General features: G+C 48.1%; 15 protein-coding genes and 1 other RNA gene. 12 read left to right on the top strand and 4 right to left on the bottom strand.

What is annotated here, in order from left to right; genetic code table 11:
• Nucleotides 1–228 precede the first annotated feature (228 nt).
• Nucleotides 229–5601: a cadherin repeat domain-containing protein gene (locus CRN95_RS06900; protein WP_235002925.1), complete on the bottom strand. Its 5373-nt coding sequence runs from the start codon at nucleotides 5599–5601 to the stop codon at nucleotides 229–231.
• 305 nt (nucleotides 5602–5906) lie between these two features.
• Here CRN95_RS06900 and ffs point away from each other — a divergent pair.
• Both ffs and CRN95_RS06890 read left to right on the top strand, forming a co-directional pair.
• An RNA gene (gene ffs, locus CRN95_RS06895) (signal recognition particle sRNA small type) lies at nucleotides 5907–6003 on the top strand.
• Nucleotides 6004–6041: 38 nt separating this feature from the next.
• Entirely contained in the window at nucleotides 6042–6665 is a 624-nt protein-coding gene (locus CRN95_RS06890) for a histidine phosphatase family protein (protein ID WP_097020463.1), read from the top strand.
• Nucleotides 6666–6728: 63 nt separating this feature from the next.
• On the opposite strand, the gene CRN95_RS06885 is transcribed toward CRN95_RS06890, so the two are convergent.
• Entirely contained in the window at nucleotides 6729–8396 is a 1668-nt protein-coding gene (locus CRN95_RS06885) for a glutamine--tRNA ligase/YqeY domain fusion protein (protein ID WP_097020462.1), read from the bottom strand.
• A gap of 89 nt (nucleotides 8397–8485) precedes the next feature.
• Between CRN95_RS06885 and CRN95_RS06880 the strand changes: the two genes are divergently transcribed.
• Nucleotides 8486–9373: a DMT family transporter gene (locus tag CRN95_RS06880; protein ID WP_235002924.1), complete on the top strand. Its 888-nt coding sequence runs from the start codon at nucleotides 8486–8488 to the stop codon at nucleotides 9371–9373.
• A gap of 54 nt (nucleotides 9374–9427) precedes the next feature.
• Here CRN95_RS06880 and CRN95_RS06875 read toward each other — a convergent pair whose 3' ends face one another.
• Together CRN95_RS06875 and CRN95_RS14820 are read right to left on the bottom strand one after the other, a co-directional pair.
• Nucleotides 9428–10948 carry a Na+/H+ antiporter NhaC family protein gene (locus tag CRN95_RS06875; RefSeq protein WP_088629335.1) on the bottom strand — a complete coding sequence of 507 codons (1521 nt, stop codon included), beginning with the start codon at nucleotides 10946–10948 and terminating at the stop codon, nucleotides 9428–9430.
• Nucleotides 10949–10951: 3 nt separating this feature from the next.
• Nucleotides 10952–11125: a hypothetical protein gene (locus CRN95_RS14820; protein WP_159462289.1), complete on the bottom strand. Its 174-nt coding sequence runs from the start codon at nucleotides 11123–11125 to the stop codon at nucleotides 10952–10954.
• Between the two features lie 138 nt (nucleotides 11126–11263).
• Between CRN95_RS14820 and CRN95_RS06870 the strand changes: the two genes are divergently transcribed.
• The 9 genes from CRN95_RS06870 (at nucleotide 11264) to CRN95_RS06830 (ending at nucleotide 26055) form a co-directional block, all read left to right on the top strand.
• Nucleotides 11264–12562, top strand: coding sequence for a DUF1565 domain-containing protein (locus tag CRN95_RS06870; protein WP_088629336.1), 1299 nt, complete (start codon nucleotides 11264–11266; stop codon nucleotides 12560–12562).
• A gap of 153 nt (nucleotides 12563–12715) precedes the next feature.
• On the top strand, nucleotides 12716–14332 hold the full coding sequence (gene thiC, locus CRN95_RS06865; protein WP_088629337.1) for a phosphomethylpyrimidine synthase ThiC: 1617 nt from the start codon (nucleotides 12716–12718) through the stop codon (nucleotides 14330–14332).
• Nucleotides 14333–14373: 41 nt separating this feature from the next.
• Nucleotides 14374–16158, top strand: coding sequence for an AAA family ATPase (locus CRN95_RS06860; RefSeq protein ID WP_097020460.1), 1785 nt, complete (start codon nucleotides 14374–14376; stop codon nucleotides 16156–16158).
• A gap of 21 nt (nucleotides 16159–16179) precedes the next feature.
• Nucleotides 16180–17574, top strand: coding sequence for a hypothetical protein (locus CRN95_RS06855; RefSeq protein ID WP_097020459.1), 1395 nt, complete (start codon nucleotides 16180–16182; stop codon nucleotides 17572–17574).
• 39 nt (nucleotides 17575–17613) lie between these two features.
• Nucleotides 17614–18771, top strand: coding sequence for a LysM peptidoglycan-binding domain-containing protein (locus tag CRN95_RS06850; protein ID WP_088629340.1), 1158 nt, complete (start codon nucleotides 17614–17616; stop codon nucleotides 18769–18771).
• A 214-nt stretch (nucleotides 18772–18985) separates the two neighbouring features.
• A complete protein-coding gene (locus tag CRN95_RS06845; RefSeq protein WP_235002923.1) occupies nucleotides 18986–20947 on the top strand; it encodes a cell wall metabolism sensor histidine kinase WalK in 1962 nt (653 codons plus the stop codon).
• A 2-nt stretch (nucleotides 20948–20949) separates the two neighbouring features.
• Nucleotides 20950–21666: a response regulator transcription factor gene (locus CRN95_RS06840; protein ID WP_088629458.1), complete on the top strand. Its 717-nt coding sequence runs from the start codon at nucleotides 20950–20952 to the stop codon at nucleotides 21664–21666.
• Nucleotides 21659–24190, top strand: a complete 2532-nt coding sequence (locus tag CRN95_RS06835; RefSeq protein WP_097020458.1) for a hypothetical protein — start codon at nucleotides 21659–21661, stop codon at nucleotides 24188–24190. Before CRN95_RS06840 ends, CRN95_RS06835 begins: the two co-directional genes overlap by 8 nt.
• Before the next feature lie 83 nt (nucleotides 24191–24273).
• The gene (locus tag CRN95_RS06830) at nucleotides 24274–26055 is read left to right on the top strand and encodes an ABC transporter substrate-binding protein (RefSeq protein WP_097020457.1); all 1782 of its coding nucleotides are present in this window, start codon (nucleotides 24274–24276) and stop codon (nucleotides 26053–26055) included.
• The last annotated feature ends 5 nt before the right edge of the window (nucleotides 26056–26060 follow it).

Here is a 26060-nt window from a genome sequence, read left to right as displayed (position 1 = left end):
TCAGGATGACGAGAAACGTGGCGTCAGGATGACGAGAAACATGGCGTCAGGATGACGAGAAACGTGGCGTCAGGATGACGAGAGGCGAGGCATTCAGGATGTCGAATATGCGAACGACAGGATGAAAAAGCAACGTTCAGTGTTGTCGATGAGCTTAGCATGAGGCGTGGATAAGAAAAAAGGGCGGAACCGAAGTTTCACCCTACAATTTATCAACAGGCGATGCACCTATTTGTTAACGGGACGTCTGTAGCCGAACGACTTGAGCAAGTCGTCGCTCGTCTTAACAACGGAGTTCTTCTTCTTGCCTTCGTCGGATATCGGCGGAAGGTCGCAGCGAAGCTTAGAACTCATCCTGACTTCGGTCTTGAAGAGGTAAGCCCCGGTGCCATAGAGACGTCCATCTTTAGTTCTCACGTCACCGTTTTCATCAGGCTTGAGTTCGAAGTAGAACTTCAAAAGACCAGCTTCATTCACATATTCAGGATCATCAAGGTCGTAGTCAAAGCTATAGTAGTCCGTAAACACACCCGTATTCGAGTACACCCAGACTTTAACCTTGAGCGTCGTCCAGTAAAGGTTCATGTGGCTGTAATCCTTGGACTTCTTCAAAGCTTTTCTGAACTCTTCGGTACAGTGCTTTTCAACGTATTCGTCCACAGCCATCTTCTTACCGTTAGCGGCATCAACGCCTTCCACGGCCACAAGGCCATCACTGCTCATGATGTCGTCCAGCGTTGCCAGTCCACCCACAGCACTTACCACAGGAACGCGAGCGTCGACCTTGAGTGTCGGTCCGAGGTGGCCCTTCAAGCCAGAATACGGTTCTTCGCCAGAGCCCTTCTTGGCCTTGCCCTTAATTCCAACAATGGCTTCGGTTTCGGCGTCCTTTTCATAGTTGAAGAATGTCACGCTATAAGTCTGGTCATCACTCGGCTTGCTGTCCTTGTAGTACTTTTCGACAGAGTCGCGATCGACCTTCGTTACAGGCTTTTCAACATCAATACTGATGTCCTTTGCCTTCTTGACCAAGACATGCACAGAATCGCGGGATTCGTTGCCGGCCTTGTCGCGGAACACACGGACAATCGTCTGCACGCCATTGTCAAGGCCTTGAACGCGGAGCGTATCCTGTTCTTCACCATTGACAGTCCACTTGACCACAGCAAAGTTTGCGGTAAGAACGTCATCTTCACGCGGAGAAACGATCTTTACAACAGGTCCCTTCTGGTCAAGAACGATAAACACGTCCTTCTTCGAAGAGTTGCCATACTTGTTCACATAAGTATAAGCGACATTGTAACCAATGTTTCCTTCGTTGTTCTTCGCGATATTGCCCTTGTCATCCAGATAGTAAGAGACTTCGACGGTGTTGCCGTTCTTGTCAACATAGTCATAGTACACTTTGTACGAAGCCGTCACGTATTCGCCATCTGCAGAGAGCACAGACTCGCTATCGGTAAGGCCAGTATTCAGCGTGACACGTTCACCCGTTGATGCAGCGGCGAAGTACGAAATCGTAACTTCCTTGCCATTGACCTTTGTCGTGTACGAGACTTCGATTACAGCGAGATCTTTTGTCTTGCCAGAAGAAGTGATAACAGAACGTTTGACATCCTTACCATTCTTATCGGTGTAGTAAGAAACAGTCACCTTGACGCCGTTTACTTCATCCGTATAAGAATTCTTATAGGTCGTTCCATTTTCAGGAACAGATGTAATTCCAGAATCAGGATTCTTCTTACGAGTAATTTCGGAGTCCGCTACACTCTTGAGACTCTTGAAATTCTTCGAAGAGACTGCAACCGTATCCAGTTCCAGCTTTACCGTGAACGACTTAGTAACATGAGACGCAGTGTCATTGACAGTCACCTTGATATCATTCTTCTTTTCATTCACGTAAACAGCAGTATCGTTCTTTGTCGCCTTTTCAACGACTGTATAAATGTTATCTGCAGTAACATCATCACCATTGGCAGAGACCGTCACAATCGGAGCGGCAGAGCTGAAGCAAACGACAACCGTATCGGCACCCGGATCATTCTTAGTCTTGTCATGGAATTTCTTGATAATGACATTGCAACCTTCTTTAAGCGAATCGACACTAGAATCGATCTTACCGTCACGAGTCCATTCAATGCCCACGACAGAATCGTTCACAAAGACGGAATCCGGCTTGAGATAGATAGAATCCCTATCTTCGACACGTGTAATTTCGACTTCGGACCTTTCATAGACATCCACAACCTTAACAACAACCTTCTTGGTCGAAGTCAGCGTATTGTCTTCCTTATCGCTTACGCGTACATCAATCGTATAGACTGAATCAGCTTCGTAATCGAGAGGCTTCAGGAGAATGACATCGCCATTCGAATCCACCTTGAAGATTTTGCTACCATCAGTATTGGTATAAACGTTGTTGCGGAAATCAGGATTCTTTGTATCCGGATCGTCCTTATCCGTCTTGACAGTGCTGAACGGTTCATCGACAGGATGATTTTCCTTCACATAGATTGTATCCACAAGGATAGACGGAGCTTCATTCACATCGATAATATTGATCGTCACTGTTGTATCAGAAGAATTGCCAATAGCATTCTTCACACGGACCTTGATGGAATAGGAGTCCTTCGTCTCATAATCCAGACCGGCTACAACGGAGAACGTACCAGTCTCCGGATCGAGTTCAAAGATCTTATTCGAAGAAACTTCCTTGGAACCGTCGAGGATATAGTAGGTATACTTGGCATCATCAACAATGCCAGGTTCAGTGGTTTCAAGCGACGGCTTGATTTTAGATTCCTTAGCCGCATCTTCCGCAATTTCGAATACAGTTTCCTTCAGGTAATGCTTCAAGTCGTTAAGCTTGATGATAACATCGGCTGTATCGGTCTGCACTATTTGACCTTCAACACCAGATTCATCAGAAGCGACAACCTTCATCTCGTAAGTATCCTTCGTTTCGAAATCGAGGACAGCACCTTCAGCCACCGTGATGACACCCGTAACCGGGTCGATTACAAACGACTTGGTTTCATCAAGCAACTTGTAAGTAATCGTAGCATCTTCAAGAGTTGATTTTGCCACGATAGCGTGGTCTAAATCGACTACAGTGCCAGCGACGGAGTTTTCATCAACGGTTCCATTGTAGGCTGCAAATTCAAACTTCGGACCGTCATCGATATCCGTTACGGTAATGGTAAATTCCATATCGTCATAAAGATCCGGATAATTTTCCGTATCCACATCACGGACTCGCAAGGTAATCTTATACGTGCTCTTCAGTTCATAATCAAGATTATGCTTTGCGTAGATAACACCAGCCTTGGAAACGCCAAAGTCATCGACATCACCACCAATTACTACGACTTCGTTATTCGTAAACTTCGAATTTTTAACAACAATACCCAATTTATCAATATAGGTATCAAGATCCGCCGTTTTCACCGCTTCATCAGCATTCATTGAATTTTCGGCAATCTTGATTTCCTTTTTCGCATCTGCGGCGTAGTCGAAGTATGGCTTTTCGTTAACGTCAATAATGCTAACCGTGAACGTGCGGCTATCACAAAGGAATGTACTATGTTGCGTATCCTTTGTATCGCAAACTTCTATATCAAGGGTTAGCTTTGTACCGGCGGCCTTCCAAGCTTCATAATCAAACGGATCAACACCATTTTTCATAGAAACTTCGCCTTTAGAATTAATTTGGAATAATTCTTCAGCAGAGCCACCCACTATTTCATATGCATATTCATCACCTTCGTCATCTTCGGCAACAAGCGTACCCGCCAAAGCCTTTGTGGCATTTTCAGGAACAGCAAGATTAACTTTATCCAAATCAACAAAGTGTGGCGGCTTATTATTGGAATCCACAAGTTTAACCACGAGACCACCACCGAACTTGTTGCCCGAGATAGCAGCACCATTCAAGTTCATAATCTTGAATAACATGTATTCATCGCCTTCGATCTTATCATCATCAATGACTTTGAGCCATGCTGAATATTCAGGAACATCTGGATGACGTTTTCCCTTTCTAATGACTATATGTCTTGATTCACCATCCTTGCAGAACGGCATTTTATGGTTATCATCATTTACACCTAAATCTTCACGTTTAGCAAACTCACCCGAAAGGTTGCCGTATTCCTTACTTTTATAAGCGGCAAATTTCGTATCAGCATCTTCAATTTCATCAAAGAAAGCAAAGCAATAATCGAAAGATACTTCGGTATGTGCGGTATCCGTCAAGTAGAACTGCATGTCATACCATGTATTGTCATCTTCCTTGAACTTATCACCCGCAAAAACATTTGTCTTAATTTCAGGAGTATTGAATGGAACATAGTGGAATTCCCCATTAAATTCAGATTCAAACCAAAGAGTTCCACCAGCAATCAGCTGACCAGCAACACTTAAATGATCGTTGATTGTAAAATCGCCCGTAGTAATAAAGGTTCCCTGATAATCAGATTCCCTATTACTATTCATTGCAGGCCAATTGATGTCCGCGTTCGTATAGAACAAAAGATTACCAGCATAAGCGGTATCATGGACTACGGTTATTTCGTTTTCGTCAAAATTCCATCGTTTATTTTCGGAGTCCCACGTAGCATCACTACCGACATAAGCCACCTGAATCTTTGTATCATTTGCAGAACTTTGAATATTAATACCTTGTTGTGTAAAGATACGCGTCAAGCGACCAGTCGTCTTTTTATCAGCGTTCTGCTGACTGGACGGCATCAAGATATAAAGCTTCTTTCCGTAATTTCCGAAAAATTCAATATTCTCGACATACTTATCGAACCAAGTATGTTCGTTCTTGATATCATCTTCAGAAATGGGCGGAACGTGAATATACTGGACTTCGCCATAAAAGCTTGAGCTCAAACTAACGGAGGGTTCCCAATTAATACCAGACTCATCAAGCACAGGTACGGTCAGTCCCACATCTGGTCTCGGAACATCCGAAGGACATTTAACAGCACCTTCATCATCACTAAAGACACCATCAAGATTCACAGCAGACGGATTAGAAAGATCCTTAGCCCAGTTAGCATAAACCTTGCCTTCTTTTCTACGGTCGTCATTAAGAATTGCTTTGTGAGCATTTTCGATAAAACGATTTAAAGTATTAATCCACTCATAATATTCCCATTCAGCTCCATTTTTGTCAGGCGCAGAAAAAACGATATCGTCTTCAAAACAAATATTCCCATCATACCGAGAATTTTCGACTTTATAGTTATCTGGCAAATAAAGTTTTCTGGCATATATTGATCCTCCTATTAGAGAATCTTCCGTAGCCGCACCTTTTGCAAAAACAAGATCACGGCCCGAAACAATCGGACCACCAAGTGTATGCCCATAATCATTGAAGACAACATCACCAACAGCCGTTCCCGTGTACCCACTAGTTTCGGCAATTTTAAAATCATGCTTATTGAAAATTATGGTTTGAGTACCCCATAGTTTGTACTTCATGAGGTCGTTCCAGAGCTTCTGCCCTTGATCCTCGTCCGTCACTCCGGAAAATTGTAACGGATCCAATTTGACAACAATGCGTTCAACCTCCGGCACATTTTCTTGTGCCATAGCGGGAACCGCCAGCCCTAGTGCGGCCGCCAATGTACTCAATACAGTTCTCAAAAACAGATTTCCTTTTTTCATAACAGACCCCAACAATTAAGATCTACAACCTCAAACACCTATTACTGAATATAGTAACATTTTTTTAACTGTAAAACATTCGTTACGGTAAAATGTACGAAAAATGGGGCATTTTCGACCACTTTTTGTAAGGAACAATAACAATTCCGTATTATATGGAACATTTTGGCCCGTTCAGGGCTATAAAATTAACCCTTGAAAAAAATATAGTTTGTTTCTATATTTGTAGGTCCTAGGCCCTGCGCAATGATTATTTGCGGGCAACTCGCCAGGGCGAAAGCAGCAACGGACTTGCGGATCTTTATGTGCTCAGGTAGCCTAGGACTTTTTTTCGCCCGCCAAGGGCGTTTTTTTTATGGATAAATATGATTCTTTGGACAATTCGACATACCAAGCCTTACAACCCAAATGATGTTTGTTACGGAAGACTGGACTTTGACGTCTCCCCCACGTTCGAAGAAGAATCAGACAAAGCACTCAAGGCTCTCACAAACAAAGGAGCCAAGCCAACTCGTTTGTTTTCAAGCCCGCTCATCCGCTGCGTCAAGTTCGCCGACAAAGCATCACAGCTTTTGGGATTGCCCGTCGAAAAAGAGCCCGCCATCATTGAGCTTAACTTCGGCTCATGGGAAGGTCAAAAGCTCACGGCAGTTCCCCGTTCTGAGATGCACGCCTGGACTAGCGACCTCCGCGGCTATAGGTTCCCTAACGGAGAAAACTTTTACGATATAGACAAACGCGCAGGATCGTTCATAGACACGCTCCCAGACGATGGTGAATTTCTGTGCATTACACATGCTGGCGTAATCGCCTCTTTGCAGCACTCTCGTTGCGGACTACCTGACAACATATTTGTCGAAGGCATGTTCAGTTACGCCATGGTTACTCGTTTTGAATTTACTCGTAATAGCGACGGGAAATACCACGGATCTTTTGAAAAAATCCACGATGGCCTTCAAATGCCACCGCTGAAAATGGAATCCTTATAACAAAACGCCCCGGCTCGATAGCCGGGGCTTTTAAATCAGATTCGGATTAGAACCGAACGAATATTACTTTGTCGGGTTGAAAGAATCCTTCAAGCCAACAGTACGGTTGAACACGAGGTGACCCGGCTTGGAGTCTTCGCTATCGAGGCAGAAGTAGCCCTGACGCATGAACTGGAAGCGGTCTTCGAGCTTGGCATCGGCGAGAGCGGGTTCCACCTTGGCCTGCTTAACGACCATGGAGTTCGGGTTCAGGTAATCGTGCCAGTCTTCGCCTTCCGGGACCTGAGCAGGATCTTCGAGCGTGAACAAGTTATCAATGAGGCGCACTTCGGCATCCACAGCGTGTGCTGCAGAAACCCAGTGGATCGTGCCCTTGACCTTGCGGCCATCCGGAGATTCGCCACCCTTGCTAAGCGGGTCATAGACGCAGTGGATCACCTTGACTTTACCGTCATCATCCTTTTCGACGCTCTTGCAAGTGACAAAGTAAGCGCCCTTGAGGCGGACTTCGCCTTCCGGCTTCAAGCGGAAGTACTTCTTCGGCGGTTCTTCCATAAAGTCGTCGGCTTCGATGTAGAGTTCACCGCTGAACGGCACCTTGCGGGTTCCTGCGTTCGGGTCGTTCGGATTGTTCTCGACTTCGATCATTTCGACCTTGCCTGCTTCCCAGTTGTCAATCACGAGCTTGACCGGATCAATCACGGCCATCACGCGGTTAGCAGTCTGGTTCAATTCTTCGCGGATGCAGAAGTAAAGGAGGTTCACGTCGACCATGGAGTCGGCCTTGGAAACACCGATGCGGCTGCAGAACTCGCGGATGGAGCTCGGGGTAAAGCCACGGCGGCGGAAACCGCAAACGGTCGGCATACGCGGGTCATTCCAGCCAAGCACAGCGTTTGTCTGCACAAGTTCGAGGAGCTTCCTCTTACTCATCATCGTGTACGTGAGATTCAAGCGGGCAAATTCAATCTGCTGCGGACGGTTCTGCAAACCAAGTTCAATGAGGAACCAGTCATAAAGCGGACGGTGGGCTTCGAACTCGAGCGTGCAGATGGAGTGCGTAATGCCTTCGATCCAGTCGCTGATCGGGTGGGCAAAGTCGTACATCGGGTAGATGCACCACTTGTCGCCAGTGCGATGGTGCGTGCAATGCTTGATGCGGTAGATGACCGGATCGCGCATGTTCATGTTCGGGCTAGCGAGGTCGACCTTGGCACGGAGGCACTTTTCACCGTCGGCGTACTTGCCGTCGCGCATTTCGTGGAAGAGCTTCATGTTTTCTTCGACGCTGCGGTCGCGGTAGGGGCTCGGGCGGGAGGGCTTGCCAGCATCGTTGCCGCGGTATTCCTGCATTTCGTCGCGAGTCAAATCTTCGACGTAAGCCTTGCCCATTTCAATCATCTTTTCGGCAAAGGCGTAAATCTGGTCGTAGTAGTCGCTTGCGAAAAATTCTTCTTTCCATTCAAAGCCGAGCCACTTCACGTCTTCGCGGATGGAATCGACATATTCCACATCTTCCTTGGTCGGGTTCGTGTCGTCGAAGCGGAGGTTCGTAAAGCCGCCGAACTTTTTAGCAGTGCCGAAGTTCAAGCAGATGGACTTGGCGTGGCCAATGTGAATATAGCCGTTCGGTTCGGGCGGGAAACGCGTCAGCACGTGATCGCGCTTGCCGGTTTGGAGGTCGTTAACGATAATGTCCTGAATAAAATTCGAAGATTCGGGGATTTCCATAACAGGGTCCTTTTAAAATTTTTTCAATCCAAATATAAGAATTTCTAACTTTCTCACCCGAGATGGCAAATATTGGATATAGTTTTTTAATGGTACTGGCGGCATTTCTATGGGGTTCCACATTTGTCGCCCAAATCGAAGGGAACGACGTCGGCCCGTTCGCTTTCGTGTGCATGCGAAATTTCATTGCCACAGGTGTCCTTTTCGGACTGGCGAAGGTATTGGACAAATTCAACAAAAGTCCTAGAAAGCCGAAAACAAAAGAAGAAAACAAGACTCTCTGGAAAGCAGGACTTTTTTGCGGGCTTACGCTTTTCTTTGCAATGAACTTGCAACAGACAGGGCTTTTTCTCGGATGTTCCGCCGGGAAGGCTGGGTTCCTGACCGCGTGCTACATCATTTTCGTACCGATTCTAAGCACATTTTTTGGCAAGAAGATTTCCCCGAAAATTTGGCTCTGCGTAGCCATCACGCTTGAAGGGCTTTACCTGCTCTGCATCAAAGAAGATTTTACCATCCAGCCATCTGATATTATTCTGTTGCTTTGCGCGCTCGCCTTTGCAGCACACATTCTCATCGTCGGGAAGTACGGCCCTTACATGGACAATGTGAGACTTTCGGCAATACAGTTTCTAGTGGTGGCATCGCTTTCCATTTTCCCGATGTTTTTCGTGGACTTGAAAGGAAATTTTGCGGGGTTTGGCACGGTGATAGACGTCTATTCGCATTTCAAGCCATGGATTCCACTTTTATACGCCGCCATCCTTTCGAGCGGTGTAGCTTTCACGTTGCAAATTGTTGCGCAAAATAAATTAAGGCCCACCATAGCATCGCTATTGATGAGCCTTGAATCTGTATTTTCCGTGATTTCTGGATGGGTAATGCTCGGCGAGCGATTCACCCTTCAAGAAGCAATCGGTTGCGTGCTAATGTTTACCGCCGTCATCCTTGCGCAAGTCAAAATCAGACGCCGATAGAAGCATACTTAAACAACCAGAGGGAGATTCCCGCTCAGTGGCGGGAATGACAAATTACTCGCCTTTTTTCTTGGCACGCTTTTTAATCATCACGAGCGTACCGAAGGTCAGTACAAAGCCGAACAAGAGCGAAAGTACTGCGCTACGAGTGAAGCCTGCGATAATGTAGGTGACAAATGAAATCGCAGCCACAATAAGCACATACGGGATTTGCGTATTGACGTGATTCACGTGATTGCATTCTGCACCCGCACTTGCCATAATCGTCGTATCCGAAATCGGAGAGCTGTGGTCTCCGCAAACGGCACCCGCCATGCAAGCCGAAATCGAGATGACCATGAGGCTGTAATCCACACCGCCAAACGCCGCGACGACAATCGGGATGAGGATGCCGAACGTGCCCCAGGATGTTCCCGTTGCAAAAGCAAGGAACGCAGCAATCACAAAGATAATCGCCGGCATAAAGTTCATGAATCCAGCTGCACCGCCCTTCACAAGGCCTGCTACAAATTCCTTTGCGCCAAGAGCATCCGTCGTGCCCTTAAGCGTCCATGCCAAAGCAAGAATCAAAATTGCAGGAACCATAGCCTTAAAGCCATCCGGCAAGCAAGCCATGCTATGGCTGAAACGCAACACGCGGCGACTCATGTAAAAACAAACGGTAAAGATGAACGCGCCAAACGAACCAATCGCAAGACCGACAGACGCATCGCTAGATGCAAACGCATCGACAAAGCCCTTTGCCGCATCGCCCGACGCAAAATAACCGCCCGTATAAATCATGCCAAGCACGCAGAATACAATCAACGATGCAATCGGCATGACAAGATCCAAAACCTTACCTTTGGTTTCCATTACAGTCAATTCTTCAGGACCAAGGCCAACTGCGCTTGTATGCTGTTCATGCTTTTTCATCGGACCAATATTCACATTCCAGATGACAACCAAGAACAACGTAAGAATCGTCAAGAGAGCATAAAAATTAAACGGAATCGCCTTGATAAAGAGCGTGAGGCCATCCTCGCCTTCCACGAATCCCGAAACAGCAGCAGCCCAGGAGCTAATCGGTGCAATAATGCAAATCGGAGCTGCGGTAGAGTCAATCAGGTATGCAAGTTTTTCGTGACTCACCTTGAAGCGGTCCGTCACCGGACGCATCACGCTACCGACCGTAAGGCAATTGAAATAGTCATCAATAAAAATCAAGATACCAAAGCAAATCGTCGCAATCTGCGCACCGACCTTTGACTTGATATGCGTTTTGGCCCAGTTGCCAAAAGCGGCAGAACCACCGGCTCTGTTCATGAGCGCGACCATAGCACCCAACATAACAAGGAACACGAGAATGCCCACGTTATAAGGGTCTGCGACCTTTGCAATCAAGCCGTTTTTGAAAATGGCATCAAAAAATCCCGAACCAGTCCCCTGACAAAGAAGAAGTCCACCGACAATGATGCCTAAAAAAAGCGACGAGTAAACTTCTTTACTCACAAGGGCAAGAATAATTGCGACAAGAGCCGGCACAAGAGCCCAGAAGGTTCCATAAGCCATTATTGTATTTGTGGCCTGTTCCATAAATTACTTTTCCTCAGGTTTTAAGGATTCAAGCGGATTTTTTATCCCTGCATTTTCCAATTTTTGCAGGACTTCAATTGCATAATCAATCGCATCCAAAGAATGCGAACTAGCATACATTCTCAAGTCAGAAAGCGCATAAATAGCCCTCTGGTTGTTCATCACTTTTTCCGACATAAAAATCTCCTTTGCATTCTTTTAAAAAATAGCTTAAATAATCTAAATATTATTTTGCAAATTCAAGCTACAAAACCCATATGATACTCCATTTTTAAGATTCATTACTATATTTCGAACACCTATCAAGGAGAAAAAATGAAATCCATTAAAATTTTAGCTGCAGCCGCAGCGTTTTGTTTCGTAGGTCAATCGTTCGCAACAGACTGGTACGTAAGCCCTAACGGCAAAAACAAGAACGAGGGAAAATCAACATCCGCCCCGCTCAAAAACATCTGGAAAGCCATAGAACTCGCTTCTGACGGAGATGTCATCCGCGTGGCAGCCGGTAATTACAACGGTCAGATGAAACAGGGGTGGATCAAGCTCGACAAGCCAGTATCCATCATAGGTGGCTACTCGAACGATTTTTCCAGTCGCGATGTCGTTAAAAACAAGACCTTATTCCAGCCCACCAACGAAATGAACGGCACCAAGGGCCAAGGTATTCTGCACCTCAATTATAAGGGTGCCAATTCGAAGGTCGTCATCGATGGATTCATTTTTGACCAAGGCGAAGCCAACAGTTACCACCCGGTTGAAGGTAAGCCAGAAGGCGTCGAAACAGGTATGTGGCTTGAACCGCCATCCAAGGGAAACACCACCTTCCCTTCCCTTAACAACTACAGCCTCTACGGTGAAAACTCTGAAGGCGACCTTACCATCCAGAACTGCGTCTTTGTAAATGCCGGTAATATCGCATTGAACTTAAACCATGTCGCAGGCAAGGTCAAGGTTTTGAACAACATTTTTATTGCCAATAGAATTGTTGGTGCAAACGTGCAAGCCAAGCAAAATAAAGTCGACGCCGTCGATTATGAATTTGCCTATAATACCGTGATGTTCACCTGGACACGCACCAAGCTGTTCGAAGACATGGGTTACGGTGTTCGAGCCAACACGAACTGCATTACCCGAGTTCACAACAACATTTTGGCCCTCAATATGATGGCCGGATTCGACAACACCAAGGGTGACCCCAAATCAAAGAAGGTCTATCTCGACAAGAACGCCTTCATCTTGAACAAGAAGGGTGACGTCACTGTTACCGTGAGCCCGAACATTCTTTGGCTTAACGTTGCCGACGGCGCATTCGAAGACTTGGAAGACGCACCGAGCATCCAAAGCCTCAATGGAAACATCTCCATTAGCGATCCTAGCATTTTCAAGGGAAAAATCAACCAGGCTTATCTGGAAGGCTTCTTAAACGCCACTTACACAGAACAGGCTTCGTATAACGAAAATTCCCCGGCAAACCTTTTCAGAGCCGCCATGGGCCTCAACAAACAGGGTTCCATCAAGTCTAAGGTATCTATGTTCATGAACAAGTACCCGATGGAAGAAGCACTAAACCTCTTTGGACTGATGGAAGGTTACGGCGCTCAAAAGCAAAAGTAATCCCCAAAACTTGCAAAATAGGCACCTCAGTCGAGGTGCTTTTTTTATGCCGGCGACTATATATCTATATTATAAGCGGGGTGCCTGCACTCAATACGCAGGCTGAGATTATACCCCTTGAACTTGGTTCGTAATTGAACAAAAGGAACGAATATGTCTGAATCCAACGGCTTTTTCAAGCCTTTTCCGCAGTCTCGCAAGATTTATGTCCCCGGTAAGATTTTCCCGGATTTGAAAGTCGCCATGCGCGAAATTTCGCTCGACGACCCGAAATGCCCAGTGCTCCCTGTTTACGATACGAGTGGCGCTTATGGCGACCCCGACAAGACAATTGATGTAAAGAAAGGCCTTGAACGTATCCGTGAACCATGGATTCGTGAACGCTTGGAAAAAGACGGTGCCCACAAGACTCAGATGCAGTACGCCCGCGAAGGCGTGATTACTCGCGAAATGGAATATGTTGCCATCCGCGAAAACCAAAAGATGGACGAAATTTTTGGCAGTAGCGGTGACGCCATCACGCCGGAATTCGTGCGCAAGGAACTCGCCGAAGGCCGCGCCATCATCCCTGCCAACGTGAACCACCCGGAATGCGAACCGATGATTATCGGCCGCAACTTCCTCACGAAAATCAACTCCAACATCGGTAACTCTTCTGTCGCTTCTTCTATTGAACAGGAAGTCGAAAAGATGGTCTGGTCCGTGCGCTGGGGGGCAGATACGGTGATGGACCTCTCGACCGGCAAGGATATCCACGAAACGCGCGAATGGATTTTGCGCAACAGCCCCGTGCCTATAGGAACGGTGCCGATGTACCAGGCACTCGAAAAGGTAAACGGCATCGCTGACGACCTCACGTGGGAAGTATTCCGCGATACGCTTATTGAACAGGCCGAACAGGGCGTCGACTACTTTACGATCCACGCAGGTCTTTTGCTCAAGTACATTCCGTTTGCACTCGAACGCACAACGGGCATCGTAAGCCGTGGCGGTTCTATCATCGCCCGCTGGTGCATGGTCCACAAGCAAGAGAACTTCCTCTACACGCACTTCGACGAAATCTGCGACATTCTCGCTAAGTACGACGTTTGCGTTTCTTTGGGCGATGGACTCCGTCCGGGTTCCATTGCAGATGCCAACGACATGGCACAGTTCTCCGAACTTGATACGCTCGGCGAACTCACCGAAATCGCATGGAAGAAGGGCGTTCAGGTCATCATTGAAGGTCCGGGTCACGTGCCGATGCACAAGATTCGCGAAAACATGGACCGCCAGATTGAAATGTGCCACAACGCGCCGTTCTACACACTTGGCCCTCTCACCACGGATATCGCTCCGGGTTACGACCACATCACATCCGCTATCGGCGCAGCCATGATTGGTTGGTTCGGTACCGCCATGCTCTGCTACGTGACGCCGAAGGAACACTTGGGCCTCCCGGACAAGAACGATGTGCGTGAAGGCGTGGTGACGTACAAACTCGCCGCCCATGCCGCAGACCTTGCCAAGGGCCACTTTGCAGCGCATTTCCGCGATGACGCGCTTTCGCGCGCCCGTTTCAGCTTCCGCTGGAACGACCAGTTCGCGCTTTCGCTCGACCCGGAACGCGCCGTAGAATTCCACGACGAAACGCTCCCGGGCAACAACGCAAAGTCCTCGCACTTCTGCTCGATGTGCGGTCCGAAGTTCTGCTCGATGCGCATTTCTAAAGACATTCAGGAATACGTAAAAACCGGCAGACTCGATCCGAATAGCGACCCGCTGAAGTAAACTGAAACTAGCCAAACCATTCGAGAGAATTGGAGGTGTCCATGGAAAACGGAAAGAAAATTCTTAACGACTTCGTAAAGAGCAAATTCGCCGACCAGAATGAACTAAAGAAGGCTTTGTTCCAAGCCGGCGTTGCCGCGCTTGACGAAGGCTGGACGTTCATGGACGCCACATTCCAGCTCGGCGGCAAGGCTCGCGACGAGGGGCTCTCGGCAGACGATGTCGAGAAGATTTTGCGCAACGCCTTCTCCGAAGAAAAGCGCCGTACCGAACGCGAAGTCGAACAAAAAGCGGCCGCACAAGCCGCTCCGCAGCCTACACAAGCGCCGCAAGCTCAGTCAGCCCAAGCACAACCTGGCATGGCTCCCGGAATGGCTCCGGGCTACGCAGCCATGGGCCCAACCGTCATCTCGCCACTTTCGGCAACGATGATGCAGCAGATGATTGCGCTCGGTCTCGACAACCAGTCTCTTGAGCTGTTGCAGAACTTCAAGATCGACCCCGAAGCGCTCTCGATTCCATGGCCCGCTCCAGACTGGCGCAAAGACTTTGCAAAGCTCCTGGCGGCAACGTTCAAGCCCGACGAAACAGTTGAATTCAAGATTTCGAACACGCCATCGGGTTCTCGCGAAATCGTCTCGAAGATTATCGCGCAAGACGAAGCGCTCAAGAAAATCATGAAGCAACTCGACGGTCCGGACGGAGCGCTCCTCACAATTAACGCTGTGAAAGGCGGAGCCGATGCCACCGACGAAAGTTGGCATTATCGTTACGTTGTCGTAGACAACCCGAAGATGACGCTCGCCAAACAGCTCGCTTACTACAAAGCATTGAACCTCCCCTGCGCCGCCCTTGTGAACACGGGCGCAAACTCCGTGCAGGCTTGGATCAAGATTGAAGCGCATGACCAGGAAGAATACAAGGAACGCGTAGACTTCCTTTTCCAGACGCTTGAATCGCAAGGCTTTAAAGTCGATGACGGCAACCGCAACCCGAACCAGATGGTCCGCATGCCAGGCGTGCTCCGCAACGGCAAGCAGCAGTACCTCATCGCTTTGGAACAAGGTGCCAAGAACTTCACGGATTGGCGCGAATGGGCGGAATACTCGCTCGACGGAAAGCCGCTCGTGGAACTCGCAAGCGATAGCGAAGAAGCCCCGAAAAAAGACGTTACCATTATCGAGAACGTACTCCGCGCTGGTGAATTTTTCTTGTTCACAGCCCCGCCGAAAAGCGGAAAGTCGCTTGCGCTCATGGACATGGCGCTTTCCATTTGCCACGGCGAAGACTGGCTCGGCAACACGACAAATGCAAACGACGTTCTGTACATCAACTTGGAACTCACCAAGTCCGTGTTCCTGAACCGTCTCTTTTTGCTTGGCGAAAAGCGCAATCTTCAACCCAACACGCCCAAATTCGGTTTCTTGAACCTCCGCGGCACAGCGCTTACACCGCTTGAAATCGCACAGCTCATCGCAAAGCGCATTCAAGGCGCCAAGAAGCTCGAAAATCACGATTACAAGGTCGTCGTGATTGACCCGATATCTGCCGTTTTGCACAACCCGAAGTCTTCAAGACTCAGCGGCTCCCCGCATCAGATTTTGATGCAGATGGTCGATTCAATTATAGCCCTCACGGGTTGCGCCGTCGTGACTTCCACGAACATAGGCGAATACCCCTATCTCGAATCCCGCGCCGACAGCGTCATTTCGCTCACGCCGGTAGAAGGAAGCCTGAACACTTACCAGATTAAAGGCTCGTTCCGTGAATTCCCGAAGACTCTCGCCCGCGAATGCTCCTGGATTTATCCTAGATTTATAGTTTAAACATTCAACACGATTATAAAGATGTACAAACAGAACAATCGTTTTTCACGCCGCTCCGAAGGGAGCATTGCCCGTAACACCATGGGCAACAGAATCGGCAAACCCCTCGCCGGAGGCAAATTCCACGCTTCCAGAAAATCCGATGTCCGCAAGGACGAAGAACTCAACGAAAAGAAGGCAAAGGTCGAAAAACCTGTTGTCCGCAAGATTCTTTCGTTTGACGACATCAAGACCCAAGTAGCCGCTTGGATGGAAAACGATCGCATTCCGGGAAAGTTGCAAGCATGGTTCACCGCTGATGCAACTCCTGAGAATTCCGACTGGAGAATCGTCAAGGAATACCACGGCGCCCAGGAAAACCTGGTCATTGACGCTCCGTCCCGTGAGATGAAGCCGCTCGAGCTCGTGAAGCGCGTCTTGGAACAGCTCCACAAGGAACATTTGCGCATCTTCAAAAAGGCTTTGCGCCAAATCTGGTTCCGCGCCACAGGCGACGGCCGCTTTGCGCTCCTCGTACAAGTGAACGTCAAGGGTAAAATTTCGGCACACGGCTACAAGACATTCGTAGACTTTATCGAACGCAGCTGCCCCGAAGTCATCAGCTGCCACCAGATCCAATGCTTGCCGGACCGTCTGTTTGATCCCGCCGATGCTCAGGGCATGAAGGTCGAATCCAAGTGCTCCTTCGGCAGCAGCTTTATGCCGATTGCCTCGACCGGCTTTAGCATGCACGTTCTCGACTGGACACCGCGCATCAAGGATGCATGGCTTAACCTACCAGTTCGCATCAAAGACGCCATCCACCCGAACCGTGAAGACCGTTTCTTCGAATTCTGCTCCGGTCCGTCTTACGTTTCGGCATCGCTCGCCCCGTTCTTCAAGCAGGTCGAAGCGCTTGATTGCCGCGAATCCGCCATGCAGTCGTCCAAGCTGAATATCCGTAACCTTGCCACGCAGAACATGCGCTTCCACCGCAGCCATTTGGACGCCAATTTCGTCTCGAAATTCTTCTCGAAGAGCGATAACGCCGAAGGCCGCTGGACGTTCTACCTCAACCTGGGCATGAACGACACCATCAATTCCGAAATGGTGCAGACGCTTGCTGGATCGCGCCCCGAACGCATTCTTTTGCAGACCGGGAACCTCGAAACCGCCACCAAAGCGATCAAGGCTTTCCGTAACGAAGGCTACATGCTCCGCAAGAACATCCCGCTCTACATGGAACCGGGTCGCGGAACTTTCGAAATTCTCTTCTTGTTCGTGCCGGATAGAGTTGGCATTTTGGGCCAAAACCCCGCCCTTGCACACCGTTCCCGCAATATCCAGCGCCCGAAAGAACGCCCCATGCGCTCAAATTCGTCGGATATTCCGCATTTTGTGCAAAAAACGCCATCTTTTAAGCAAAGAAAAGATTAAATTATTTAACAAATACCAAATTTTTGCTTAGGGAAACGTATGCGATTTTTAAAATGTGCTTCGATCTGTCTTGGTCTTTCGGCTCTGATTGCATCCGCCTATGTGGTTAAAAAAGGCGACACCCTCTGGGACATCAGTGCCGAATTTTTAAACGATCCGTTCGCATGGCCGGACCTCTGGGAAAATAACAGGCACATTGAAGACCCGCACTGGATTTATCCGGGCGACTCCATTTATTTAGGCGAAGGCATCAAGGATGACAGTTACCGTCTCCCCAAAACGAGACCCTGCGAAGCAGCTGTCGCCGATTCCAACTTGCCGAAGGGAATCACCTCCGTCGGTTGCGACGAAAGTGACGCCCGCAATGGTGACTTCGAAAACATGCTTGGAAACCTCCGCGACAAGGACAAGAAGCACAAGAAGAAAAAAGCTGCGGACACCTACCTTTACAAGAAGCGTCCGGCTCCGAAGATTTTCAACGGCTACTACCAGATTCTCGCTCCCGAAATCTACACGCTTGATTCTATTAAAAAGGATGAGCGATTCTTTGCTATCCGCTCTGGCGAAAAGAAAGAACCGATTATCCATATCCCGGAATCTGAAGTTGTCGTAAAGATCGGCCGCAAGACAAATGCAAGTCTCAAGAAGGGCGACCTTATTGAAATTCTGGATGCCCGCGCAATCGAAGTTCCGGCTCACAAGGGCAAGAGCTATGACAATTTTGCACTGGTCCGACTCACTGGCTATGCAAAAATTACCGATATTGGCGATTCCCTTTCGAGAGCAAAGATTGTCCAGAGCTTTAGAGAAATCAAGATGGACCACTCCAAGGCCCGTCTCAAACAGCCGCTCAATATCTTGAACGTTACGGGTTATACAGCCATTCCAGAAGCCAAAATCGAAGATATGGCTATGATCCGTTACACCATGGACCCGATGCTCATCATTGGCGCCTATGCCTACATCCTGGTCGACAAGGGTGCAAAGCAAGGCTTCAACACGGGTGATGCCATTGCCATCTGGGAAGAAGACAAATCCGATGCAGGACTCCCGCCGAGACTTCTTGGCCGCGGTGTAATCGCAAGAGCCACCAACAACGAATCGACAGTACTCGTCCGCGAAGTCTATTCGAACAGTCGTCGCATTGAAGTAGGACACAAGGTTTCTGTAACCCATCAGGCGAACTTGGCGCAGTGACAAAGAACTTATTGATTATCATCGGCGTTGCGATTTCACTTCTAGCCATTCTCATGGCAGGAAGTGTCCTTATACTGATTTTTCCTGAATTGTCGGCGCATATTCCATTTTAAGGAAATGGACGCCAATGCGGATATCACGTAGCAATCTTCTCTTTCTCTCCTTTTTTGCAGGGGGAATTGTCTTACCAACGGCAATCCTCTCGTTCTTGAGTGTGAGAAACATCCAGAACGAAGCTTACCTTGCACAAAAGAACTTCAGCGAGAGCGTTGCTACATTCCGAGAACAATGCGAATCGACCATCAGCAAAGAACAGAGCAAGATATTCCAGGAAGTCAAGTCGGCCTCACTGTACCTTTACGAACAGCCCCATAGCTTGCTCGACTTCGGAAATGCCACTCAGTTCAAGACGGTGAACGGCATTGAAGCGATGTTCCTGTACAACAACGGGACGCTCATCTACCCCGACATTTCGTCCAAGCATTTTTCAAAGACTTCGGACTTTTCGAACAGTATTGCAAGCCATTTCGAAAAGATGCTGTTCCGCGAAGAAGTCACTTCGGCCATGCCGCAACCGGCAAACCTTTCGCGTTCGGCACGCCAGCTTCGTTTTTCATTCGAAAACCTGGACGACCAGATCCAGAACATTCTTGGACTTGTGCGTATCGCATACAAGACCAAGGACTACGACGAAGCGCTCCGCCTCTTGAACATTCTCGAGGAGCACCCGCACCAGCAAGGCTACCTCCACTCGGACTTAACTCGCTCCGTCAACTTGCTGCACTTTGAAATTCTCGTTGCGCAAAAGAAGCACAAAGAAGCTGAAGACTACACAATCGCGGTCTTAAACCAGTTTTTGCAAAGCGAAAACATCGAGAACCTCCCTTCGGCAAAATTTTTCTTTGAAACCGCCTTTACGCAAATTCTTTCTTTCGAGAACCTGAGCCAGGAAAAACGCGAAGCGTTTTGGAACTTGAGAGAGAACTTCAACCGCCAGCTCGGCTATATGGACATATTCTTTAGCAACAAAGATATTGTCCAGTCGCTATTAAACAAAGAAACGACGTCCAAAAACGGCATCGACATCATGAGCGACAACAAGTCGACGTTCATCAAGATGAGCTACCCGATCCTCTCTGGTGACCAGGTGGTTCTCGCCAAGGTGAACATCGACGAATACCGCGAACGCATGCGTTCCAAGCTCAAGACTTCGGCCCAGGGCTGGAAGGGCATTCCCTACTCCATCACTGAAGGTTCCGACAAGACGCTTATACTCGGACACGTCTCGGACAGTTCGGCCGTCCTCACGCAAGTTACTCTAGATAAAGTCATATCATGGAATTTGACCTTGTACGAAAAGGGATTAAGCGAAATCAAGCGCGACACGCGCAAGCGCATGTTCCTCATGTACGGGCTTTTGTCATTCTCGCTCATTACCGTGCTTCTTGGCTCCATCGTAATGTTCCGCTTCCTCACGCAAGAACATAAGCTTTTAGCCATGAAGGCGAACTTCCTTTCGAGCGTGTCGCACGAACTCAAGACGCCGCTGACATCCATCAAGATGTTTGCCGAAATGATGGCTCGCGGCCGTGTGCAAAAAGTCGAAAAAGTGCAGGAATATTCCGGCCTTATCGGCAAGGAAGCGACACGTCTGGAAAACTTGATAGGCGCCATTTTGAACTACACGCGCATGGAACATGGCAAGGGCGGTTTCCATTGGGAAAAGCTAGACTTTTCTGCATGTGTCCAGAAGGTTTTCGATAACGTAGAAGACATTGGCGTCGAAAAAGGACTTTTGTTCCATACCAAAATTGAACCAAGCTTATTTGTCATTGGCGATTACACAGCTCTTTACAGCTTGGTACAGAACCTTATCGAAAATGCCATTAAATACACAAATGCTCCAGGCGACATCACCATAACGGTCGCCCCTGACGAAGACAGAGTCGTTTTCTCCGTAGCAGATACCGGCATAGGCATCCCGTCTTCGGAGCAAAAAAATATATTTAATGATTTTTATAGAGTCGGCGATGAGATGACCCGCAGCACAAAAGGTTCCGGACTTGGGCTTGCCATCGTCAAACGCGTGGCAGAAACGCACAAGGCAACCATCTCACTCACCAGCAAACCCGGCAAGGGCTCCACTTTCACCGTAAGATTCAAAAAGGCAGAATGATTATGCAGCAACACAGAATCCTCATTGTTGAAGACGAAGAAATCATCCGGCTTGGGCTCCAGGATAACTTCGAGCTCGAAAACTATGAAGTCGAAACGGCATGCGACGGCGAAGAAGCCATAGCAAAGACAGACTCGTTCCAGCCGCACCTCATTTTGCTGGACGTGATGCTCCCCAAGAAGAGCGGTTTTGAAGTCTGCCGCATCATTCGCAAGAAGCACCCGGAATGCATCATCATCATGCTTACCGCAAAGACCGAAGAAACGAGCAAAGTCGCAGGGCTCGACATGGGCGCCGATGACTACGTGACAAAGCCGTTCTCAATTCTAGAACTTTTGGCTCGCGTGAAGGCGTTCCTCCGCCGTATCGACTTGCAGGCACAAGCAACCCCGACAAAGCAGCTCGCATCTGTCGATGCCGTCGATTTTGCCGACATCCACTTGGACTTCAAGAAATTCGTCGCTACAAAGGCAGGCGTTCCGCTGGAGCTATCCACACGAGAATTCCAGATCCTCAAATATTTCTGGCAGCGTCGTGGCGAAGTCGTCTTGCGCGAAGATTTGTTGCAGGATCTCTGGGGCTACACTCCCGAGAATATGCCTTCAACACGCACGATTGACAACCATATCGTGAACTTGAGGCGTAAACTCGAAGACGACCAGGCAAATCCGAAAATCATCCTTTCTATCCGTGGAGCAGGCTACAAGTTCGATGCGTAATCACTTGCAAAAAGGAAACATCTTTAGCAAGGCGTGGGTTCTGACAATCCTCGCCCTCTGCACTTTGTTTTCTAGTCAAGCGATGGCAAACAAGATGGCTTCGCAACTCCAAGAAGCCATTTACCTCTTCGAAATGAAGGGTGAAGTAGACGAGTCCATCCGATTGCTCGAAAAAATTTCCCGTCAAGGTGACAACGACGATAAGGAATCTGCATTTTTCTACCTCGGAAAAATTTACGACTTGGCAAACAACAAAGCTCAGGCAAACCACTTTTACAGCCGAAGCCAAGCATATACAAAGACGACAAGCAAGGCCTACTGGCTTGCCAAGCGCGATGCGGCCACAAGCTATGCCCCGGAAAGGCTTTTGCAAAAGACCATTCCGCTCCGCAGCCCCATCCGTCATTTTTTTGAAGGCAAGAACGCCAACATTCTATTTGAAAACGGCCACATTGCCAAAATTGAAAGTGGCATGATTATTGAAATCGGCACGAAGCTCAATGAAAACGACCACCTGCTGTATATCAATTCTGAAGGAATGTGGTACCAAAACGCCACACGCGATTCCCTCTTTTACAAGCCCCACAACGCGCCCAATCAGATAACCTCCTTTGAAATCAAGAATATTTCACAGTTCACCGCCGTAAATGGAACAGCCATAGCCATCACAGAAAAAGAGTTCTACATTCTTGACCGCAAAGGAGCCCTCAACAAAGGGACAGCCGACTACACGTCGTGCCAATTGCAAAGCGAGCAATTCATCAATGACAACTTTATCTTGAACTGCTCGGATAACGCCCTCCATTTCATTTCGGCAAGTTCTGCAACCGAAGCTTTCACAATTGCTCAATACGACAATATCCAGAAAACATATGTCCATAAGAACTACATTTATCTAGTTTCTGGAAACGAACTTTTCTGCTATACGTTACAAGATACCAAGAAACCTCTGTGGAAGGTCTCCGTTGGAAACATTGAAAGCATTCAGGCTTTCGAAAACAACATCGTCACGCTCGAAGCCTCCGGAAAAATCACCCTCTACAGCCAAGCAACAGGTTCAATCCGTTCTGCCGTCCGTGCAAACGCTTCAAACATCTACCCTCTCGCTCAGGGAACACTCGGACTATTCTCTAACGAAGGTTCCGTCATCACCGTCGATACGTTACTCAGTCCCTTATGGGGCTTTAACCTTGCCAAAGCTCCAATGACAAGCCCAATTGCCAAAAGGCGATTCATATACGTACCGTTCGACAACAAGCGAATTTACGCCATTGACGCCCATTACTATGGACAACGCCCGCTTTATTCCAGCAAGCTTGCGTCCCAAGCCGTCCATAGAGCCCAGCGAAAGCTCTGGGATAACATCACGCCACTCCTGGATTCGATTATTCAGCAAGAACCAGGCAATGCCGAAGCCCATTTTTTAAAGGCATTCAATCTAGAACGCGAAAAGGCGTCTGAAAAGGATCGCCAAAAGGCATGGGCCGAAGCCGTTCGACTCTCTACTGGCAGTCCGCAAATTGCACGCATCGTTTTGAGGTATTACAGCAAAGCCGTTGGTGCAAACTTTGCAAGCCAGCTAAATGTATCTCCCAAAACAGTTTACCCGCAGCTCCTCGGTTCCAAAAAGAACCTCTATACTGTTGACCCTGCTACAGAACAGCTCATCTGTATCAATACAGAAAACGGAGAACAGCGCTGGAGCAAGTATATCGGAAAAATCGGGAACGCCCCTGTCATCCAGTCTGACGAGAATACCATCGTCATTTCGACTGGGTACCAGATGCACATCTACGACATGAACAAGGACTTGTTCAACAAGCCCATTCAATTGCCAGGCAAGGCTTTCAACTTCACGATTAGCGGGGACTACATATACGCTTCAACCTGGAATGGATTTTTACTCAAGATATCACGCTCCAACAACAGCATCGTCTGGTCGCGCAAAGTCTATTCCATGCCGTTCCATGTCGTAAAGCTTTCCCGCAACCTACAGCTCTGCAACCTCGACGGAGAACTGATGCGGCTCAATGACGACAACGGACTTACCATAGACAATTCAACGAACAAAGTTCAAGTCAACATCACCGCCATGGATGGAATCGACTCGACAATCGTACTCGTTTCCAGCACAAACAAGCTATTTCTTCAAAATACAAAGCGAAAGGATTTTAGCCCGACACAGGTCCTCATGGAATACCCCATCATTTCCATGCAGTTGCTCCGCGATCAAAACGAGAACAAGATCATTATCTCGCTTGCCGACCAGTCCATTCTTCTTTATTCTAACATCGGAACGCCGCTTTGGAAATATCAAGGGAAAAAATCCGTTTTCTCCAAGCCGTTTATTTACGATGGCAAGGCCTGGATTGACCAAGGAAACGAAATCATCGCTCTTTCGCTCAAAGACGGAAAGGTCGTAAAGACATTCAACACCCCCGGTGGAGCCGGCACACCATTTATTTTAAACCATACCTTATATAGCGCTTCCCCCAAGCGGGTCCTTTACGCATTTCCGCTCTAACTTGGACTATAGTAAACTAAAATTTAGTAGTCATTTTAAGAAAATCTCACTACATTTTCTGCATTAAGTTTTGCAGGAAAAGAATGAGCGTCCATTTCAAAAAAGTTGCCCCTCTTTGCTACCTCTCCATAGCGGTAGCACTCCTGGCAACAGGTTGCAAGGACGATAACACCAAAAACATCAAGACAAAAACATCTGAATACCCGCGAAACGAAACTCTTTACGTAGGCGGTTTCGACTGGTCCCCTCCAGCGACTTTCAATCCGCTCGACCCCGACCCAAACTTTCCATCGGATGGAAACATCCGGCTGATGTACGAATCCTTGCTTGCCTTTAACCAACTGACAGGCAAGCTGGATCCAATGCTAGCCGATTCCTATAGTCAAACGGATTCCTGCATTACGGTCCACTTAAATTCGCAAGCCAAGTGGAACAATGGCGAAAAAATCACGACTGAAGATGTTATTTACACCTTCAAGATGGATTCTATCCTGCCAACAGCCCACCACAACAACTGGAAATACATCAAGACCGTTACAGACGATGGCGACAATCATATTTCGTTCCACCTGACGGAAAACAAGAATCCGCTCATGGTTCTGAATGCCATTGCCGAGACATCGATCCTCCCCAAGTCCGTATTCGAGCCTTTGCTCAAGTCCGCCAAGACCGGCAAGAGCTACAACATGGAGAAGATTCTCGAATTCAAGAACGACGTTCAACCGGTCGCATCGGGGCCCTATACCTTAGCCAATTATTCTCCGGACCAAATTGTGCTCAAGCGCAGCGAAAACTACTGGAGATCCAGCAAATACGGTGGCAGAAAACCGGCACCCAAGTATATCATTCACCCCATTTACGACAAGAATGACAACTTCAACAATGCCATGACCCGAGGAAACCTGGACGTTTCTTCCATCTACTTGCCTAGAATCTGGGAAAAGGCCAAAGACAGCATCCGCGCCTGGAGTCGCGAAGAACCGTACCAGCTTCCTGCAACCATTACGGCCTTGGTCGTTGCGGTCACCAAGGAACCGTTCAACAACGTAAGCTTTAGACGAGCCCTAGCCCACTCGATTGACTTCGATAAAATCAAGGCTCGCGCACTTTCGAACTACACCCCCGCCATGCAGCCCGGGTTCATCCTCCCATTTGGCCTAGAAAAGAAGTATTTCAACAAAGAAGATGCCGACGAGTTCGGCTACAGCTACAATACCGAAAAAGCTAGAGAAATACTCTCGGAAGCAGGCTATTCCTGGAACGCCGACGGGAAACTCCTCGACAAGAAGAAAAAGCCTATCCGGGATATCACCATCGAGTGTACGCAAGGTTGGAACGACTGGGTTGAAACCATCAATGTCGTCGTGGAATCGTTTGCAGAGATAGGGATTACAGCAACACCTAAGATTGTCGACTACGCAATATGGGATTCGGATCTACGCCGAGGAACATTCGACCTCGCCATGAAGACTCCGCCGACAGAACACTCCGTCGCCAATCCATGGAACAGGTTCTACCAGATGCTAAGCACCATATCTTATAAACCAGTCGGTGAAGAGACTTTTGTAAACCAGGGGCGTTTCCAGAATGAAGACATAAACATTCTCCTAAAAGAAATCCCCACTATAACCAATGAAGATAGCCTTGTACAGGCATACCGGGAACTCAACAAACTGTTCATGGAAACGGTCCCTGTACTCCCCCTCATGTACAGGCCATCGACATTCTACCAGTTCTCGACCAAGCACTGGACGAACTTCCCTACGGCAGAAAACCCGTATGCCCCCCCAAGCAACCTTATTGTTGCCGCAGGAGTAAGCGCTCTTTGGGAGATTGTACCCGTCGATCAAGCGGATAATCAATAAAAAAG

The organism is Fibrobacter sp. UWB16, assembly GCF_900215325.1.
In the GTDB taxonomy this organism is placed as follows: domain Bacteria; phylum Fibrobacterota; class Fibrobacteria; order Fibrobacterales; family Fibrobacteraceae; genus Fibrobacter.
Note: the sequence above shows the minus strand (reverse complement) of the source record. Positions and strands in the feature narration are given on the sequence as shown.

Excerpts from the sequence above, each read along its gene's own strand:
- CRN95_RS06900 (WP_235002925.1), bottom strand. The coding sequence starts at position 5,601 with ATGGCACAAGAAAATGTGCCGGAGGTTGAACGCATTGTTGTCAAATTG.
- CRN95_RS06890 (WP_097020463.1), top strand. The coding sequence starts at position 6,042 with ATGATTCTTTGGACAATTCGACATACCAAGCCTTACAACCCAAATGAT.
- CRN95_RS06885 (WP_097020462.1), bottom strand. The coding sequence starts at position 8,396 with ATGGAAATCCCCGAATCTTCGAATTTTATTCAGGACATTATCGTTAAC.
- CRN95_RS06880 (WP_235002924.1), top strand. The coding sequence starts at position 8,486 with ATGGTACTGGCGGCATTTCTATGGGGTTCCACATTTGTCGCCCAAATC.
- CRN95_RS06875 (WP_088629335.1), bottom strand. The coding sequence starts at position 10,948 with ATGGAACAGGCCACAAATACAATAATGGCTTATGGAACCTTCTGGGCT.
- CRN95_RS14820 (WP_159462289.1), bottom strand. The coding sequence starts at position 11,125 with ATGTCGGAAAAAGTGATGAACAACCAGAGGGCTATTTATGCGCTTTCT.
- CRN95_RS06870 (WP_088629336.1), top strand. The coding sequence starts at position 11,264 with ATGAAATCCATTAAAATTTTAGCTGCAGCCGCAGCGTTTTGTTTCGTA.
- thiC (WP_088629337.1), top strand. The coding sequence starts at position 12,716 with ATGTCTGAATCCAACGGCTTTTTCAAGCCTTTTCCGCAGTCTCGCAAG.
- CRN95_RS06860 (WP_097020460.1), top strand. The coding sequence starts at position 14,374 with ATGGAAAACGGAAAGAAAATTCTTAACGACTTCGTAAAGAGCAAATTC.
- CRN95_RS06855 (WP_097020459.1), top strand. The coding sequence starts at position 16,180 with ATGTACAAACAGAACAATCGTTTTTCACGCCGCTCCGAAGGGAGCATT.
- CRN95_RS06850 (WP_088629340.1), top strand. The coding sequence starts at position 17,614 with ATGCGATTTTTAAAATGTGCTTCGATCTGTCTTGGTCTTTCGGCTCTG.
- CRN95_RS06840 (WP_088629458.1), top strand. The coding sequence starts at position 20,950 with ATGCAGCAACACAGAATCCTCATTGTTGAAGACGAAGAAATCATCCGG.
- CRN95_RS06835 (WP_097020458.1), top strand. The coding sequence starts at position 21,659 with ATGCGTAATCACTTGCAAAAAGGAAACATCTTTAGCAAGGCGTGGGTT.
- CRN95_RS06830 (WP_097020457.1), top strand. The coding sequence starts at position 24,274 with ATGAGCGTCCATTTCAAAAAAGTTGCCCCTCTTTGCTACCTCTCCATA.